The following is a 16648-nucleotide window of genomic DNA, read 5'->3' as shown; positions in this document are numbered from 1 at the left end:
TTGGTTGCATTGGGACTCCTTTTGTTGAATTTGTTGTTTGAAAATAAAGTTCATTGCTTGTTAGCAAGAAATGCTCCATTATACCCAAATATACCAAAAAATATTAAGTATTTTTTTAAGAATATTACGATAGGTGTTTTATAAGGAAACTTATTATACTATGCTTCATTATTTAAAGGCTTTATTTAAAGAGTGCTTATGTTGATTTTACTAGGATATGGATTAACCAATCAGGCTATTGCTAGGAAGTTTAGCCCTTGTTTTATCTTTGATGATAGCTTTAAAGAAGAATCTCAAGATTCTTTTGGTAATTTTTTGCTTCCTCCTTGTAGGCTTTTAGAAACATTAGAAAAATATCCTGATGCTAGGGTTGTAACCACTCCGGGTATCCCTCCAAAAAATCCACTCATTCTCTCTACTAATCCCATTAGTGAGTATGATTTTTTTAGCCATTGTATGCCCTTTAGTGTTTGGATTAGCGGAACTAATGGGAAAACAACCACAACAGAAATGCTAACTTTTTTGCTTCAGAGCAAAGGAGCTATTAGCGGGGGAAATATCGGCACCCCTCTAGCGGATTTGCCAACGAACGCTCCCATTTGGATACTAGAGACTAGCTCCTTTACCCTGCATTATACCAATAGGGCTAAACCTAATTTGTATTTGCTTCTGCCTCTTTCTCAAGATCATATTAGTTGGCATAGTAGCTATGAATCTTATGTTGAGGATAAGCTCAAGCCCCTTTTATCCTTAAGGGATAAAGAAATTGCCATTTTACCGCAAGTGTTTGAAAGCCATCCTTATGCAAAAAGCTCTCTTGCAAAACTCTTTTTTTATAGAGATTCTAAACATCTTGCAGAAATTTTTGGCATTAATACCCAAAGAATATTTTTTAAAGAGCCATTTTTGCTTGATAGTCTCCTTGCTTTGAGTGCTACTAAGATTCTCTTTAATACTTTAGATTATGATTTGCTTAATAGCTTTAAAATCGGGGCGCATAAGATTGAGGAGTTTTATGATAGTCTGCACCGCTTATGGGTAGATGATAGCAAGGGGACTAATGTGGATGCGACTTTAGAGGCAATTAAATGCTACGCACATAAGCCTCTTTATCTTATTTTAGGTGGCGATGATAAAGGTGCTGATTTAACCCCGCTTTTTGATAGGATGAAGAATCTCCAAATCACCCTCTACGCTATTGGTTCTAATGCGGAAAAAATTGTTGCTTTAGCACAAAGGTTTCAAAAACCTTGCGTCCTCTGCCATACCTTAGAAAATGCGATTGAGGCTATTAAAAAAAATCACGATTCACAAAGTGTGGCTATGCTCTCTCCTGCTGCTGCGAGTTTGGATCAGTTTAGCTCTTATAAGCAAAGAGGTGAGCTATTTAAGGCTTATGTGCTTAGTTGAAATCTAGGGGGTCAATATCTATCTCACAAGCAAAACCCTCCAAAGACTTTAAAACAAAATGCAAGGCTTTGGATTCAAGGCTTCGCAACAAAATAACGCATCTCCATTTGTTGGCTATTTTTTCGATAGGGGCATCGCCATAGCCTACGATTTCTACTTTTTTGTGTGGAGGGAGTGCCTTTAGTGTTTTTTGCATAAGTAAATGGGCTTTTTCTTTGTCTTTGTGAGATATTTTAATAAGGGCTAGGCGAACAAAGGGCGGATAGAGGTTTTTTCTCATCTTTAATTCATTCTTTAAAAACTCCTCATAATCTTGCAAATATCGTTGAAAAAAGTCTTTTTGCAGAGTTTGGACAATCACTTTACCATTTTCCTTTCTCCCGCTTCTTCCTGCTAATTGAACCATTAAAGCTAGTGTTTTTTCTCTAGCCCTATAATCACTTCCTTTGAGGAGATAGTCTAAGCCTAAGGCAATGCTTAAAGCGACATTATGATAATCGTGTCCTTTGGTGAGCATTTGTGTGCCGACTAAAATATCAATTTTGTGTTGGTTAAAGGATTCTAGGGTTTGGGTGAGTTGTTTTTGTGTGGTAATAGAGTCCCTATCAAAACAAGCAATTTTAGCATTGGGTAAATAAGTAGAGAGTTCTTTGGCAAATTCTTGCGTGCCAATTCTTAGGCTTTGTAAATCACCACCACAAGTAGGGCAGGTTGATAGGATAGGGCTAGTAAAATGGCAATAATGGCATTTAAGGCTAGAATCTTTTTTGTGTAAGCTCATAGAGACGCTACAATATGGGCATTGTATGGTTTCACCACAATGGCTACAAAGTAAATGCTTGAAGTTCGCCCTTGTGGGTAAAAAAACAATGGCTTGTTTGTTGTCTGCTAGATTTTTTGCAAGATTATCTATAATGAGGGGATGAAAATAATCGTGGCTTTCACAAAAGATAAATTCCTTTTGGGACTTATAAAAAGAGCCTTTGAGGCGGAAGATATTTTGCTTTTGTAAGGCTTTATAATAGATGTTTAATGAGGGGGTTGCACTTCCTAAAAGGATCTTTATATGGTTTTTTTGTGCTAGAAACAGCGCAATATCGCGCGTGTTTAAACGCGGGGAAGAAGATGATTTATAAGCATCATCGTGCTCTTCATCGACAATAATTAATCCAATCTTGCTAAGGGGCAAAAAGAAGCTTGAGCGAGAACCTGCTAGGATTCTAATCTCTCCTTGTTTAAGCTTTTGCAAAATAGCTTGTTTTTTACTTTTGGTAACTTTAGAATGCCAAAAGGCAATACACTCCCCAAAAACAGCTTTAAGACGCTTTTCCATTTGTGGGGTTAGGGCGATTTCTGGCATAAGAAAAATAGCATTTTTACCTTTTTGGAGGGTTTGATTAAGTAGGTGAATATAAATTTCTGTTTTGCCACTCCCTGTATCTCCAAACAAAAGAGAGCTTTGGCGGGAGTTTATAAAATTTAGTGCTTGGGTTTGCTCTTCATTAAGGGGCTTGACTTCAAAGCTAAGAGAGGGAAAATCTTGTATAGAGTCTTGCATAAAGGGCATAAAAATTCCAAAGCTTGAAGCATAGCTACTGCAATAATAACTTGCAATAAATTCTGCGAGTTGGAATTGGGAGGGTGAAAAATATTCTTTTAGAGGCTTTAGGGGTTTGCATTCAAAGTTAGGCTTTGGGATTGCTTTTAAGACAACACCCCTAAGGTTTCTCTTTAGCAAAGGAACTTCCACCACTTCGCCAATGTTTAAAGGGGCTATGCTCTCATAAGTTAGGGGGGGAGATTTTTGTTTAAAAAGCGCAATAAGATAATAAAACAATTTTAAGAAATATTAATGGTGTTTTTGGTTGTTTGTATTTTTGTATGGGCTTGAGTGATTGCACTTTGCAATGTATTGGATATTTCAGAAGCCTCTAAAAAAGCCTTTAGGAGATCTCTAGGATCAATAGAGCCATTTTCATTCATTAGCTCTTTGAGTGTTTCTAGTGTGGATTCTGAAATATCACTAGTGGGTATATCATAATAGCGACCAGTGATGCTAACGCGAAAGCTATTATCCATTGCTACCAAGAACATTTTGGATTTTGTTTAATAGAGATTCTAACTCTCGCTCTTTGGCACTAATTTCATCATAAAGCGAACTAATTTCAGAGTTCTTTGCTTCATTTTCTGCTTTTAGTAGCACAATTTGTTGACGTAATTGTTGGTTTTCATCACGAACTTTTTGTAACTCATTGAGTAAATCATCAATGCTTTGTAATAATTTGTTAGAAATGTTTTGTGTCTCTTCCATTTTGTATCCCTAAAAATAAATACTGCATTTTATTATTATTTGGTTAAGAATAGTTTAAATTATCATTTAGGATATTCAAAATTTCTCTTTAGTGGTTTTGTAAGTGAGAAATAAGTATTAAAATCTATAATTTGATGAAATTATTTCTTAGAAAAGTATGGAATGCAAAAGTTTATTCTTAATTCTTCTTATTCTCCAGCAGGGGATCAACCTCAAGCCATAGAAACTCTAAGCGGTTTTATAAAAGCAGGAAGTGTTTATCAAACGCTTATTGGCGTTACAGGGAGTGGTAAGACCTTTAGTATGGCTCATATCATCCAAAAGCTCCAAATGCCAACGCTTATTATGACGCATAACAAAACTTTAGCCGCACAGCTTTTTAGTGAGTTTAAAGGGTTTTTTCCAAAAAACCATGTCGAGTATTTTATCTCGCATTTTGATTATTACCAGCCAGAGGCTTATATTCCGCGTCAAGATTTATTTATCGAAAAAGATTCTAGCATTAATGAGGAACTAGAGCGATTGCGGCTTTCTGCAACCACTTCTCTTTTAGCCTATGATGATAGCATTGTTGTAGCCTCTGTTTCGGCAAATTATGGTTTAGGAAACCCCAAAGAATATTTAGAAATGATAGAGAAATTTGAGATTGGGAAGAGTTATTCGCAAAAATCTTTGCTTTTGCGTTTGGTGGATATGGGGTATAAACGCAATGATAATTTCTTTGATAGGGGGGATTTTCGCGTTAATGGTGAGGTTATTGACATTTATCCAGCTTATAGTGAGGATGAGATTGTAAGATTAGAGTTTTTTGGAGATGAATTAGAATCTATTGCCTTTTTAGATTCTATTGATAAGAAACTTTTAAAAAAAGTAGAATCTTTTGTGCTTTATGCGGCAAATCCCTTTATCGTAGGTGCAGATAGATTAAATATCGCGATAAAAAGTATTGAAGAAGAGTTAGCCTTGCGTTTGAAATTTTTTAAAAAAGAGGGGAGAATGGTTGAGTATGAGCGGTTAAAAAGTCGCACAGAGTTTGATTTAGAAATGATACAATCTACCGGGATTTGTAAGGGGATAGAAAATTACGCTAGGCATTTAACGGGCAAAAAACCCGGTGAGACCCCTTATTCTCTTTTAGATTATTTTGAACAAAAAAACAAACCCTATTTATTAATTATTGATGAATCCCATGTAAGTTTGCCACAATTTGGCGGTATGTATGCTGGAGATAGAAGTCGTAAAGAAGTGCTTGTAGAGTATGGTTTTAGATTGCCTAGTGCTTTGGATAATCGTCCGCTAAAATATGAGGAGTTTATCCACAAAGCCCCGCACTTTCTTTTTGTTTCTGCTACTCCTGCTTTAAGGGAGCTAGAATTAAGCAAAAACCACATTGCCGAACAGCTTATTCGACCAACAGGATTGTTAGATCCTGTTTATGAAGTTTTAGAATGCGATAGTCAAGTAGAGATTCTCTATGATGAGGCTAAAAAGGTTATTGCAAGGGGAGAACGTGTGCTTGTAACGGCTTTAACAAAGAAAATGGCAGAGGAGCTAACCAAGTATTATAGTGATTTGGGGCTAAAAGTGCGTTATATGCACTCTGATATTGATGCCATTGAGCGCAATCAAATCATTAGGGGCTTAAGGCTTGGAGAGTTTGATATTTTAGTGGGTATTAATCTGTTACGTGAGGGGCTGGATTTACCCGAAGTTTCTTTAGTAGCTATTTTAGATGCGGATAAAGAGGGGTTTTTAAGGAGCGAGACAAGCCTTATCCAAACAATGGGAAGAGCTGCTAGGAATGTCAATGGAAGGGTTTTACTCTTTGCTAATAAAATTACAGATTCTATGAAAAAAGCAATGGAAGTAACAGATTATCGAAGGAGTAAGCAAGAGGCATTTAACAAAGAGTATAATATCGTGCCTCAAAGTGTTTCAAGGAAGCTTGATGAGGATTTGAAAATGCAGGATTTAGGAATTCTCTATGAAAAATCCAAAAACAAAGAAAAAATGCCAAAAAGTGAGCGAGAAAAGATGATTAAAGAATTGAGTAAAAAAATGCAACAAGCGGCTAAGGCTTTGGAGTTTGAAGAGGCAGCTAGATTGCGTGATGAAATAGCAAAGTTAAGAAAAATTTAGTTAGGAATTATGGTTTAAATTTATGCTACAATTTCTGCATAAAGGGGTAAAAAGATATGAAAACATTAACACTTGCAAGTATTTATGAGATTCAAGGGTATCGAAATGAAGCAGCGGAAATTTATAAGATGCTTTTACAGGAAAATCCCGATAATGCAGAGGCAAAGATTGCTCTAAGGCGATTAATTAGTAATCGCAAAAGTTATGGAAAGGCAGATGTGGGGATGTTGGATTTATTTGTCCAAATGGATAGCAAAGTAGAATTTAACGAATTTGAAAGGTGGTTATTACAATTATGGAACTAAAAGAAGCAATCTTACAGACCTTAGCAGAAATTGATACCAATCCAAAAGAATCTTTAAAAGAACCGAGATTAGAACGAGATGAGTTACTTGATGTTTTACCAGCGCAAGAAGAGCCTTTAAAAGAGCCAGAAACATTAGAACCTTACCAAAGAAAGATAGAAAAGCTTGATTTTAAAGACATTGAAGCCTTAAAGGATATTCTTAAAAAGCATTATTTAGAAGAAGAGAGATTTCTTAATGCTCTTCAAGAGCGAATCTTGGTTTTATTTGAAGGATTGCAATCCCCAAACAACAGAGATATTGAAAACAAAGTTGATATGATTTTAAATTTTTTAGAATTTGCTTTGGCGATTATTGATGAAAAAAAGAATGCAAAATGAAAATTTTTTTATTTACTTTTTATTTACTTTCTTTTTTTATAATTTCGCTATCTCAATTGGATGAATTGAGATACAAACGAAAGTTTGTTTTTTCTTAGAAATAAGATTTTTTCATCCACTCCTCCTTTGTTTAAGGACACTTAGTGTGAGTAAGTTCTTTGAAAGTATTATCAGTTCTAGCGGGCATTTTCCTAAAATTTTAATGAACCCCCTAAATACCCAATCCTCCTTTTTGTAAGGAAAATGCCATGCTAGAAGTACTGATGATAGAAGATGATTTAGAATTAGCGACCATTCTTAGTGAATATCTCAAGGCTCATAATATTAATGTTACGAATTATGATGAACCCTATACGGGTATGAGTGCGATTAATACTCAACATTTTGACCTCCTTCTTTTAGATCTAACGCTCCCAAATTTAGATGGGCTTGAAGTTTGCAAGAGGGTCGCAAAAGAAAAAAATATTCCTATAATAATAACTTCTGCACGTTATGATATCAATGATAAAGTTTTAGGATTAGAATATGGTGCGGATGATTATCTCTCAAAGCCCTATGATCCTAAAGAAATGGTGGCTAGAATCCATAGTGTGCTTCGTCGTTATAATTTAGTTAAAAAGGCGGATGAATTAGAGCTTTCTATTTATCCATTTACGCTTAATAAGGGAAGTAGAGAAATTTATTTTTATAATGAATTATTAGATTTAACCAAGGCGGAGTATGAAATCTTAAGTTTTATGCTAGAGAATAAAAATCAAGCTCTAACAAGGGAAGCCATAGCCTCTCATTCTGATTCTATTAGTCCTGATTCTGGGAATAAGAGTATTGATGTTATTGTTGGGCGATTGCGCTCTAAAATAGAAAAAAATGGAAAGAAATATATTCTATCTGTGCGCGGGATTGGCTATAAACTCCAGCTAAAAGACAATGATTAATTCTATTTTTGTAAAAATTATTATCCTTTTTGTAATTGCCATTGTTGGGCTTGGGGCATTTTCTTATTATTTTGTTCATAAAGAAATTGAAAAAGAAATGCAGGTCAATCAATTAAAATACACACAATTTTTAGCAACCATTCATCAGCTTGTCCGTTTTGGTGGAGATGTGGATTTGATTGAAAAATATCTTGATGAGCTTGATTTAGAGATTATTAAAGATTCTAAAATTTTGGAAGATTTTCAAATGTATTTAACGCCCTATTTGGATAATGGAGTGCTTGCTAAGATTATTAAAAAGAAAAATAATGTTTATTTGCTTGTGCAAACTCCCGGAGAGTGGAAGCTCTATGGAGAATTTCATATGAATAAGCTATTTAATTATTATATTCTTATTTTTGTTGCTTTTTTTATTGTAGTCTTTTTGTTTGTGTTGGTTATTAGAAGTATCCTGCCGCTAAAGACTTTACGCAAAGAGATTAGAAAATTTGCTAATGGGCAGATGGATATATCGTGCAAAATTTATCAAAACAATGAAATAGGAGAGTTAGCTAGGGAGTTTGATAATGCGGTGCAAAAAATCAATGCACTTAATGAATCAAGGCATCTTTTTTTGCGCGCTATTATGCACGAGCTAAAAACTCCCATCACAAAGGGTAGAATCACCGCAGAAATGATTGATAATGCGATGTATAAAGAGCGGCTTTGTTCCGTGTTTGAACGTTTAAATTTACTCATTAATGAGTTTGCTAAAATTGAAGAATTAAGCTCACGCAATTATTGTTTAAATAAGCAAGATTATCAATTAAGTGAGATTTTAAATCAGGTTTTTACTATGCTTTTGTTGGATAAAGGGCAGGTAGAAGAGTTGTTTGTTTTGCCTAAGGGGGATTTTATTTTATATGTGGATTTAGAAATCATTGCTTTGGCGATAAAAAATCTTATTGATAATGCTTTAAAATACAAAAGCAAAGGAAAGGTTGAGGTTATAGTTGAGGGGAGGGATTTAATCATTAAAAACTATGCTCCCCCGCTACCTTATAGCTTAAAAGATCTCTCTAAGCCCTTTTTTAAAGATAAAGAATCAGATCAAAGGGGTGGTTTGGGGCTTGGAATTTATATTATCCAAAGTGTGTTAGATACGCAAGGATTGGAATTAGAATATTTCCATTGGAATAATAAGAATAATTTTATTATAAAAAGTGTAGTATCCCAAGAAATAGTCTTAAAAAGGAAATAGTGGCAAATGTTTAGACGATTAAGGAGGTTGAGGTTTAATCCTGCTATCCGCACTCTTGTATGCGAGAGTCATATTCAGACGCAAGATTTAATTTATCCTTTATTTATTACGCACGGAGAGAATATTAAAAACTCCATCGAAAGTATGCCCGATGTCTTTCAGCTTAGTCTTGATAATCTCTTAAGAGAATGCGAGGTTTTAGAATCTTTAGGAATAAATGCCATTATGCTCTTTGGGATTCCAAAGATAAAAGACAGCATAGGAAGTGAAGCTTTGAGCGAAGAGGGCATCGTCGCCCAAGCTGTGCGTAGCCTAAAGTCAAAGTTCCCCCATCTGCTTGTATGTGTTGATTTGTGCTTTTGCGAATATACCGACCACGGGCATTGTGGGATTTTAAATCCTAAACTACAAAGTGTCGATAATGATTTAACCTTAGAGATACTTAACCAACAAGCTTTAATCTTAGCGCAAAGCGGGGCAGATTTGATTGCGCCTAGTGGAATGATGGATGGAATGATTGAGAGTTTGCGGAAGGCTTTAGATTCTAATGGTTTTAATTATATACCGCTTATGAGTTATTCTACCAAATTTGCAAGTGCGTATTATGGACCTTTTAGGGATGTAGCGCAAAGCACGCCAAGCTTTGGCGATAGAAGAAGCTATCAGCAAAACCCTGCCAATCGTAGAGAGGCGATTTTAGAAAGCTTAGAAGATGAGAAGCAAGGGGCGGATATTTTAATGGTGAAACCCGCTTTAGCTTATTTGGATATTGTGCGGGATATTAGAGAGCGAACTTTGTTGCCTTTGGCGGTTTATAATGTTAGTGGCGAATATGCGATGTTAAAATTTGCACAAAAGGCAGGTATTATTGATTATGAACGCATTTTGCTTGAGACAATGACAAGCTTTAAGAGAGCAGGGGCGGATATTATTATTACCTATCACGCCAAAGAAATTGCAAATTTATTGAGGAGATAGTTATGATTAGAATAGTTTTAGGTTTTATTTCTCTTGTATTGTTGAGTGGTTGTCTAACAACGCAAATACAGAGCAAGGTAACTATGAGTCAAAGTATTTTTATTGATCCTGTTTCTAAAGATAAAAAAAGTATTTTTCTTTCTATGCACAATACCAGTGGGGAGAAGGTAGATTTAGAGGCTAAGATTATTAAAGAATTATTGGCAAAGGGTTATACTATCTCTGATGATCCCCAAATGGCTACCTATATTTTGCAACTTAATGTGCTTTATCTTGATGTTAAAAAAGAAAATAATGCAGCACCTGCTGGGGCAATTGGAGGGGTTGCTGGTGCTGGAGTTGGAGGATATAATCATAATTCTGCCACAGGAACTGTTGTTGGTGGATTATTAGGTGCTGCTGTTGGGGCATTAGCGGGAAAACTTACAGAAGATACGATTATCCAAATGCAAGTTGATATTAATATAAGACAAAAGATTCGAGGTGGAACAACACATACTAATGCAACACTTAATAAACAAGCACAAGTGAAAGATACTAGAATACAAGGACTTTTGAATAGTGTTAGCGGAGATGTAGCTCCTACTCAAGGTGGTGGGAAGCTTAATGATAACCAAACAAATTATAATGAACAAGTTTTTAAGTCTAACTATTCCCAAAAACAAGCTTCGATGTTTGCAGAAGCTACAAAGTTAAATTTGCAATTTAATGAAGTCGTGGAAATTTTAGAAGATAAAATCGCTACACAAATTGCAGGAATCTTCTAAGAGTATGGGCTTTATTTCAAAGTTTTGGAGACTTTTGAAGTGGTAGGATTTGCCTTTATGGGTAAATCTTAGGCTATAAGCGTGGAGCATTAATCGGACGCTGTGAAAATACTGCAATCTTTTTTGTGGGCTTAGAGGGGATGATTGGGATTGGCTAATAAACTCACTTTCTAAGTATTCTCTTGCGTGTTTATCCTCGCAACCATAAAGAGGGTCTCCTAGTATGGGGTATCCTATGCTTAAGAGATGGATTCGTATTTGATGGGTTCTTCCTGTAATGGGGGTAGCTTTAAGCAAGGTAGAATCTCCATAATATCCTAGAGTTTCAAAGGTGGTTTTTGCTACCTTAAAGGATAGTTTTTCTTTGTGTGGAATCTGCCCTAGATACACAGAGCGAACACTTAAATCTCCGCCCTTTTGTTGTGTGCTTATGGGGCAATTTATGCAAAAGGATTCATAAGGAATTTGTCCTTTTGCTAAGACTAAATATTCTTTTAAAACTTTTCTTTTGGCGAATAATTCTCCTAAGGCTTTAATGGCATTTTGGTGCTTACCAACAAGGATTAATCCGCTGGTTTCTTTGTCGATTCTGTGGATTGGTGTAGCTTCTTTGCCACAATGGAGCTTTATCTCATCAATAAGGCTGTAATGATTAAAGCTTCCTTTTGGGTGGATTAGCATTTGTGTGGGTTTATTAAAGAGTGCAAAATCTTCATTTTCAAAAAGTGGTTTTAAGCCTTTGGATATTGGCTTAAAAAGGATAATATCCACGCAATCTTCGAGGATTTTATTTTTTTCGTTATTGCTAAGAGGTTTGCCTTTATAGAGGACTCTCCCTTTGTTGATATGTGATTGAGCTTTGGGCATACTAAATCCTAGATTCTGCATTAGGAATTGGTAGGCTTTTATAGGGGTTTGTATGGGGAAGCTTTGTTTTATAAAGGGCATTTGGCAACTCTTAGGTGGGGTTATAGAAAGATTATTTTAACATAAGGGGGATTTGCAAATAATATAAAAAAGTCATTAGGATTTACAAATCCCTTTAGATAAGTTTTGTTAGAATCTTTTGCAAGAAGCTTCTAAAGCACATAAAAGCAAAGATTTGAGAAATGATTTAGAGAAATCCTAAAGGAGAAAAGGTGGTAGAACGATACGCAAGAGAGGAGATGAAAAAACTTTGGAGTGTAGAGGCAAAATATAATGCTTGGCTAGAAGTAGAAAAGGCATTAGTGAGGGGGTGGAATAAACTAGGATTAATCCCAGATAAAGATTGTGAAAAAATTTGTAAAAATGCCAAATTTGATATTGCAAGGATTGATGCAATAGAGGCTATCACTAAGCACGACCTTATTGCCTTTACTACAAGCGTTGCGGAATCTTTAGGTGAGGAATCGCGTTGGTTTCATTATGGTATTACTTCTAGTGATTGTATTGATACAGCTGTGGCATTACAAATGCGGGATTCGCTTAAGATTATCATTAAAGATGTGGAGGATTTGCAAGAGAAGATAAAAGCTCGTGCAATGGAGCATAAAGAAACACTTATGGTAGGACGCAGTCACGGAATCCACGGAGAACCTATTACCTTTGGGCTTGTTTGTGCGATATGGTATGATGAGATGAGGCGACATTTAGAAGCATTAAAATCTACACTTGAGGTTATTTCAGTAGGGCAGTTAAGTGGGGCAATGGGGAATCTTGCGCATACCCCTATGGAATTAGAAGAACTTGTATGTAAAGATTTGGGGCTTAAACCTGCTCCTGTGAGTAATCAAGTTATTCAAAGGGATAGATACGCACGATTAATGAGTGATTTAGCACTTTTGGCAAGTAGTTGTGAAAAAATCGCTGTGGAGATTAGGCATTTGCAGCGCACCGAAGTCTATGAGGCAGAAGAGTATTTTAGTCAGGGGCAAAAGGGTAGTAGTGCAATGCCTCATAAACGCAACCCTGTGTTAAGTGAAAATATCACTGGACTTTGTCGTATCATACGCTCTTACGCGCTTCCAGCAATGGAAAATGTTGCATTATGGCATCAAAGGGACATTAGTCATTCAAGTGTGGAGCGGTTTATTTTGCCTGATGGTTTTATTACGACTGATTTTATGTTGCACCGCTTGATTGGATTGATTGAAAAGCTGGTTGTGTATCCTAAAAATATGATGAAAAATCTCAATCTTACAGGCGGATTAGTGTTTTCGCAAAGAATCTTGCTAGAGCTTCCTAAAAAGGGTGTGAGTCGTGAAGATGCGTATAAAATCGTGCAACGCAACGCAATGAAAGTTTGGGAGGACCTGCAAGAGGGCAAACCAGCAGTGAATGAAAAAGGAGAATCCTTATATCTGCAGTATTTGCTTAGTGATTGTGAGCTTGTTGGGCTAATTGGGGAGGAAGCCATTAAAGAATGCTTTGAGTTTAGCTATTACACAAAAAATATTGATGCGATTTTTAAGAGAGTGTTTGGGGAGTAGCAAGGGCTTCTTTATGAGATTATGGGGAGTTGAATGACAACACATGTATTTATTGTAGATGCTATAACTTTTAAATATCACTTGGAATATATGTTCGTTGGTACGGGTATGAAAGATTCTGTTATCGATTTTAATAATAGTCCAACAACGCAGCTTGCGCCACAAACAGAGAATACTATTTTGGGTATGGTTGCAGATTTTTCAAGAGTTCAAATTGGAGATTTAATCATTTTTTATTTGCAACAAAATTTTCAATTTGGCATTGGGGAGGGAAAGTTTTTTGGTGTATTTAAAGTAAGAAATAAATTTTTCTTTGACAATAACGATGAACAACAATATCTTAAACAAGAACTTAACAAATCCCTTACTTTTAGATGTTTAATTGAGCCTGAAAAAGTTTATAGCAAGGGTGTTACAGAATGGGAAGCACTAGATGAAATTAAAACAATACAATCTCCTAATCAAATGTTGTGGAGTCTCATTTATAGAAAACTAAAGGGTAATCGTGATAATACAGTGATTACTATTTATGAGAGTGAAAGGCTTATTTCATTAATTAGAGATAAAAATTTAAAGCAAAATATTAGTGGAAATTATTTTAGCTTTAATTTGAAACAACAGGAGATTATCCCTATTTCTACTCATTATACTTACGAAGGCAGACAAGAGCAATTCAATATTTTACCTAGAATGATTTATAAATATTCACGAAATAATCAATTTGAAGCACATTTGCAAGCCTACATTTTACAATCTATTTATGAAACTAAACTATTTGGAATTTTGGAAAATCAGCCGATTGAATGGTTAGGCAATGAGGTAAGCTGTGGTGTTGGAATGCAACGCATCGATATTATGCTATCCCTTGCTGAAAATCCAAGAAAAATTATTCCTATAGAATTAAAATCTACATGTGTTTATACTGAAATTTTAGGGCAAATTCAACGATATATTGATTGGTTGGAGCAATATTATATTCCAAATCGTCCATCAGATATCCAACCAATGATAATTTGTAGAGAAACCACTAATAAAAATTCTACTTGTTATCAGGACTTTTATCAACAAGTGCGAATATTTAATGAGAAAAACAATATTTTACCCATAATGTATGTAGAATTTAAGATTCAAGATTGTTTTATAACATTTAATCAGGTATTTTGATGAACTACATCGGTTCTAAATTTAAACTCTCTCACTTTCTACAAACAAGCATAGAATCTACACTCCAAAAAGCCTATGCAAAACCTTTGAAAGATTCTATCTTTTGTGATATATTTGCAGGAACTTCAGCTGTGGGAAGATTATTTAAAACCCAAGTCAAACAAGTGATTAGCAACGACAAAGAATATTATAGCTTCGTCTTGAGCAAAAATTATATTGACAATCATCAAACTCTGCCTCGTGCGCAGGAATTATTGGAGATTCTAAATTGCACACAACAAACTCCACCCATTCAAAGCAAAATTTATACAAATTACGCATTAGGTGGGGGTAGTGGCAGACAATATTTTAGCAATGAAAATGCAATGAAAATTGATGCAGTGCGCACAAGGATTCAAGAATGGAAAGAATCTGGCTTTATCGATGAAAAAGAGTATTATTTCTTACTTGCCTCACTTTTAGAGTCTGCTGATAAAATCGCAAATACTGCTTCTGTCTATGGTGCATTTCTGAAAACTCTTAAAAAAAGTGCGATAAAACCTCTCGTATTAACTCCTGCTAATTTTGAATGTAATAAAAATGAACATTTGGTGTTTAATGAAGATGCAAATGCAATTATTGCTAGAATAAAGGGAGATATTCTTTATCTTGACCCACCTTATAACTCAAGAGAGTATGGTGCAAATTATCACCTTCTTAACACGATCGCTCTTTATGATGACTTTATCCCAAAAGGTAAAACAGGTTTAAGAGAATATCAAAAATCTAATTGGTGTAAAAAGGCAAAAGTTGCAAGCGAACTTGAAAGTTTAATCAAAAATGCAAATTTTGAATGGATATTCTTAAGCTACAATGATGAGGGTATTTTAAGCCTAGAGCAAATTCGTGCAATTTTTGAAAATTATGGTAGATATTCACTTAAAAGCCAAAAACATCAAAGATTTAAGGCAGATTCCAAACGAATCCAAAAACAAGATTCCACGCGAGAGTATTTGCATATTTTACAGAAGTATTAGTTTTGTTTATTGGGGAAGCAAGATGATAATTTGGGATTCTTTGGAAATATTGATTGGGTTTTGTTGGCATTGGGAATCTTAGGGCTTGGATTGCATTTTGCTAGTTCAATACTGCAAAAAATACTCAAACTTTTATAAATTTCGCTATGATAGCAACAAATAAAGGAGTTATTTATGAAAAGCCATATTTTAGAAGAAATAAACTCTCATATTATGGTGGCAAATGCTATGGCAAATCTAGTTCCTTCCATAGAGGTAGCCGCTAAGAATGCGATACAAACATTAAAAGAAGGTGGAAAGATACTTATTTGTGGAAATGGTGGCAGTGCGGCGGATTCTCAACACATTGCTGCGGAGCTTACAGGTAGGTATAAGAGGGAGCGAAAAGGCTTGGCAGCAATTGCTCTAACAACAGATACTAGCGCATTAAGTGCCATTGGCAATGACTATGGTTATGAGTTTGTATTTTCTCGACAATTTGAATCCTTAGCGAATAAGGGAGATTTGTTATGGGGTATTTCTACTAGTGGCAAGAGTGCTAATGTGGTTAATGCCTTAAGACTTGCTAAAGAGATGGAATGTAAGACTCTAGGGTTTAGTGGTAGAGATGGTGGGGTGATGAAAGAAATATGCGATATTTTGCTTATTTCCCCTAGTGATGATACAGCAAGGATTCAAGAGATGCACTTGCTTATGGCACATATTATTTGTGATTTAATTGAGCAGGCATTTGTTGGTTAAGGATACCTATAATGCAAGGCAAAACTATCTTGATATTAAGAGAGATTTGGATATTATGCTTTATTGAATTATAAGGAATTTAGATGCTACAAAAAGATAAGCTTTTAGAGATTTTTAATTTTCGTTATGCGTGTAAAAGATTTAGTGCTACTAAAAAAATTTCTCAAGAATATTTTGGGGTTATTTTAGAATCTGCTAGACTTAGCCCCTCATCATTTGGTTTTGAACCTTGGAAGTTTCTTGTGTTGAATGATAAGACATTAAGAAATGCCTTGAAGCCTGTATGTTGGGGTGGGGAAAATGCTTTAGAGAATGCTAGTGAGTTTGTCGTTATCCTTGCAAGGAAAAAGGTAGATTTAGTCGTAGATAGTGCTTATATTCAATATATGATAGAGGAAGTGCAGAAGATTCCTAGTGAGATTCAAAAAATTAAAAAAGATTTTTTTCATCGGTTTTTAGCAGAAGACTTTGGGTTATTAAAAGATGATAGGAAAATTTTTGATTGGGCTGGAAAGCAATGTTATATAGCATTGGCAAATATGCTAACAGCCGCCGCCGCTTTAGGGATTGATTCTTGTGCTATTGAAGGTTTTAATGAAGAGGCTGCTAATAAGATTTTAAGCGATGCTGGAATTATAGATACCGCACATTTTGGTGTTTGTGTTATGGTGGCATTTGGTTATAGGGATAATGATAAAAATGCCAATCGTCCAAAGACTAGACAGAGTTTAGAAAAAATTGTGCAGTATGTTTAACTAGATACTTTTGGAGTTTTTGTATTTTTAATTTTT

At 35.2% G+C, this 16648-nt stretch carries 17 protein-coding genes; 13 read left to right on the top strand and 4 right to left on the bottom strand.

The window, feature by feature from the left end:
* The first annotated feature begins 198 nt into the window (after nucleotides 1–198).
* Nucleotides 199–1410: a UDP-N-acetylmuramoyl-L-alanine--D-glutamate ligase gene (murD, locus tag C6H18_RS07380; protein WP_104722463.1), complete on the top strand. Its 1212-nt coding sequence runs from the start codon at nucleotides 199–201 to the stop codon at nucleotides 1408–1410.
* On the opposite strand, the gene C6H18_RS07375 is transcribed toward murD, so the two are convergent.
* From C6H18_RS07375 to C6H18_RS07365, 3 genes are read right to left on the bottom strand one after another with little or no spacing between them, the layout of a single operon-like run.
* Nucleotides 1403–3247: a primosomal protein N' gene (locus C6H18_RS07375; RefSeq protein WP_104722462.1), complete on the bottom strand. Its 1845-nt coding sequence runs from the start codon at nucleotides 3245–3247 to the stop codon at nucleotides 1403–1405. The genes murD and C6H18_RS07375 overlap by 8 nt on opposite strands.
* A 2-nt stretch (nucleotides 3248–3249) precedes the next feature.
* A complete protein-coding gene (locus C6H18_RS07370) occupies nucleotides 3250–3489 on the bottom strand; it encodes a hypothetical protein (protein WP_104722461.1) in 240 nt (79 codons plus the stop codon).
* Nucleotides 3482–3721, bottom strand: a complete 240-nt coding sequence (locus tag C6H18_RS07365; RefSeq protein WP_104722460.1) for a hypothetical protein — start codon at nucleotides 3719–3721, stop codon at nucleotides 3482–3484. The genes C6H18_RS07370 and C6H18_RS07365 overlap by 8 nt, the downstream gene beginning before the upstream one ends.
* A gap of 162 nt (nucleotides 3722–3883) precedes the next feature.
* Between C6H18_RS07365 and uvrB the strand changes: the two genes are divergently transcribed.
* From uvrB to C6H18_RS07330, 7 genes are all read left to right on the top strand, one after another.
* Entirely contained in the window at nucleotides 3884–5860 is a 1977-nt protein-coding gene (gene uvrB, locus C6H18_RS07360; protein ID WP_104722459.1) for an excinuclease ABC subunit UvrB, read from the top strand.
* 56 nt (nucleotides 5861–5916) lie between these two features.
* Nucleotides 5917–6165, top strand: coding sequence for a hypothetical protein (locus C6H18_RS07355; protein WP_104722458.1), 249 nt, complete (start codon nucleotides 5917–5919; stop codon nucleotides 6163–6165).
* Nucleotides 6156–6545 (top strand): CiaD-like domain-containing protein, encoded by a 390-nt coding sequence (locus tag C6H18_RS07350; RefSeq protein WP_104722457.1) that lies wholly within the window; start codon nucleotides 6156–6158, stop codon nucleotides 6543–6545. Before C6H18_RS07355 ends, C6H18_RS07350 begins: the two co-directional genes overlap by 10 nt.
* 248 nt (nucleotides 6546–6793) lie before the next feature.
* Nucleotides 6794–7480: a response regulator transcription factor gene (locus C6H18_RS07345; RefSeq protein ID WP_104722456.1), complete on the top strand. Its 687-nt coding sequence runs from the start codon at nucleotides 6794–6796 to the stop codon at nucleotides 7478–7480.
* Complete coding sequence (locus C6H18_RS07340) at nucleotides 7473–8720, top strand: ArsS family sensor histidine kinase (RefSeq protein WP_104722455.1); 1248 nt, start codon at nucleotides 7473–7475, stop codon at nucleotides 8718–8720. Before C6H18_RS07345 ends, C6H18_RS07340 begins: the two co-directional genes overlap by 8 nt.
* A gap of 6 nt (nucleotides 8721–8726) precedes the next feature.
* Nucleotides 8727–9698, top strand: a complete 972-nt coding sequence (gene hemB / locus C6H18_RS07335; protein ID WP_104722454.1) for a porphobilinogen synthase — start codon at nucleotides 8727–8729, stop codon at nucleotides 9696–9698.
* 2 nt (nucleotides 9699–9700) lie between these two features.
* Nucleotides 9701–10465: a complement resistance protein TraT gene (locus C6H18_RS07330; RefSeq protein ID WP_199770166.1), complete on the top strand. Its 765-nt coding sequence runs from the start codon at nucleotides 9701–9703 to the stop codon at nucleotides 10463–10465.
* Here the strand turns inward: C6H18_RS07330 and C6H18_RS07325 are convergent.
* The gene (locus C6H18_RS07325) at nucleotides 10424–11413 is read right to left on the bottom strand and encodes an RluA family pseudouridine synthase (RefSeq protein ID WP_104722452.1); all 990 of its coding nucleotides are present in this window, start codon (nucleotides 11411–11413) and stop codon (nucleotides 10424–10426) included. The genes C6H18_RS07330 and C6H18_RS07325 overlap by 42 nt on opposite strands.
* Before the next feature lie 191 nt (nucleotides 11414–11604).
* Between C6H18_RS07325 and purB the strand changes: the two genes are divergently transcribed.
* The 5 genes from purB to C6H18_RS07300 all read left to right on the top strand — a co-directional run bounded on the left by purB (nucleotide 11605) and on the right by C6H18_RS07300 (nucleotide 16612).
* A complete protein-coding gene (gene purB / locus C6H18_RS07320; protein ID WP_104722451.1) occupies nucleotides 11605–12936 on the top strand; it encodes an adenylosuccinate lyase in 1332 nt (443 codons plus the stop codon).
* A gap of 33 nt (nucleotides 12937–12969) precedes the next feature.
* Nucleotides 12970–14100 (top strand): PDDEXK family nuclease, encoded by a 1131-nt coding sequence (locus tag C6H18_RS07315; protein WP_104722450.1) that lies wholly within the window; start codon nucleotides 12970–12972, stop codon nucleotides 14098–14100.
* Nucleotides 14100–15116, top strand: a complete 1017-nt coding sequence (locus C6H18_RS07310) for a DNA adenine methylase (RefSeq protein WP_104722449.1) — start codon at nucleotides 14100–14102, stop codon at nucleotides 15114–15116. The genes C6H18_RS07315 and C6H18_RS07310 overlap by 1 nt, the downstream gene beginning before the upstream one ends.
* Nucleotides 15117–15290: 174 nt before the next feature.
* Nucleotides 15291–15857 (top strand): D-sedoheptulose 7-phosphate isomerase, encoded by a 567-nt coding sequence (gmhA, locus tag C6H18_RS07305; RefSeq protein ID WP_104722448.1) that lies wholly within the window; start codon nucleotides 15291–15293, stop codon nucleotides 15855–15857.
* 83 nt (nucleotides 15858–15940) lie between these two features.
* A complete protein-coding gene (locus tag C6H18_RS07300) occupies nucleotides 15941–16612 on the top strand; it encodes an NAD(P)H-dependent oxidoreductase (RefSeq protein ID WP_104722447.1) in 672 nt (223 codons plus the stop codon).
* The last annotated feature ends 36 nt before the right edge of the window (nucleotides 16613–16648 follow it).

It is taken from the genome of Helicobacter mesocricetorum (genome assembly GCF_900198605.1).
Taxonomy (GTDB): Bacteria; Campylobacterota; Campylobacteria; order Campylobacterales; family Helicobacteraceae; genus Helicobacter_D; species Helicobacter_D mesocricetorum.
The sequence above is the reverse complement of the archived record's forward strand: the minus strand, read 5'-3'. Positions and strand labels throughout refer to the sequence as shown.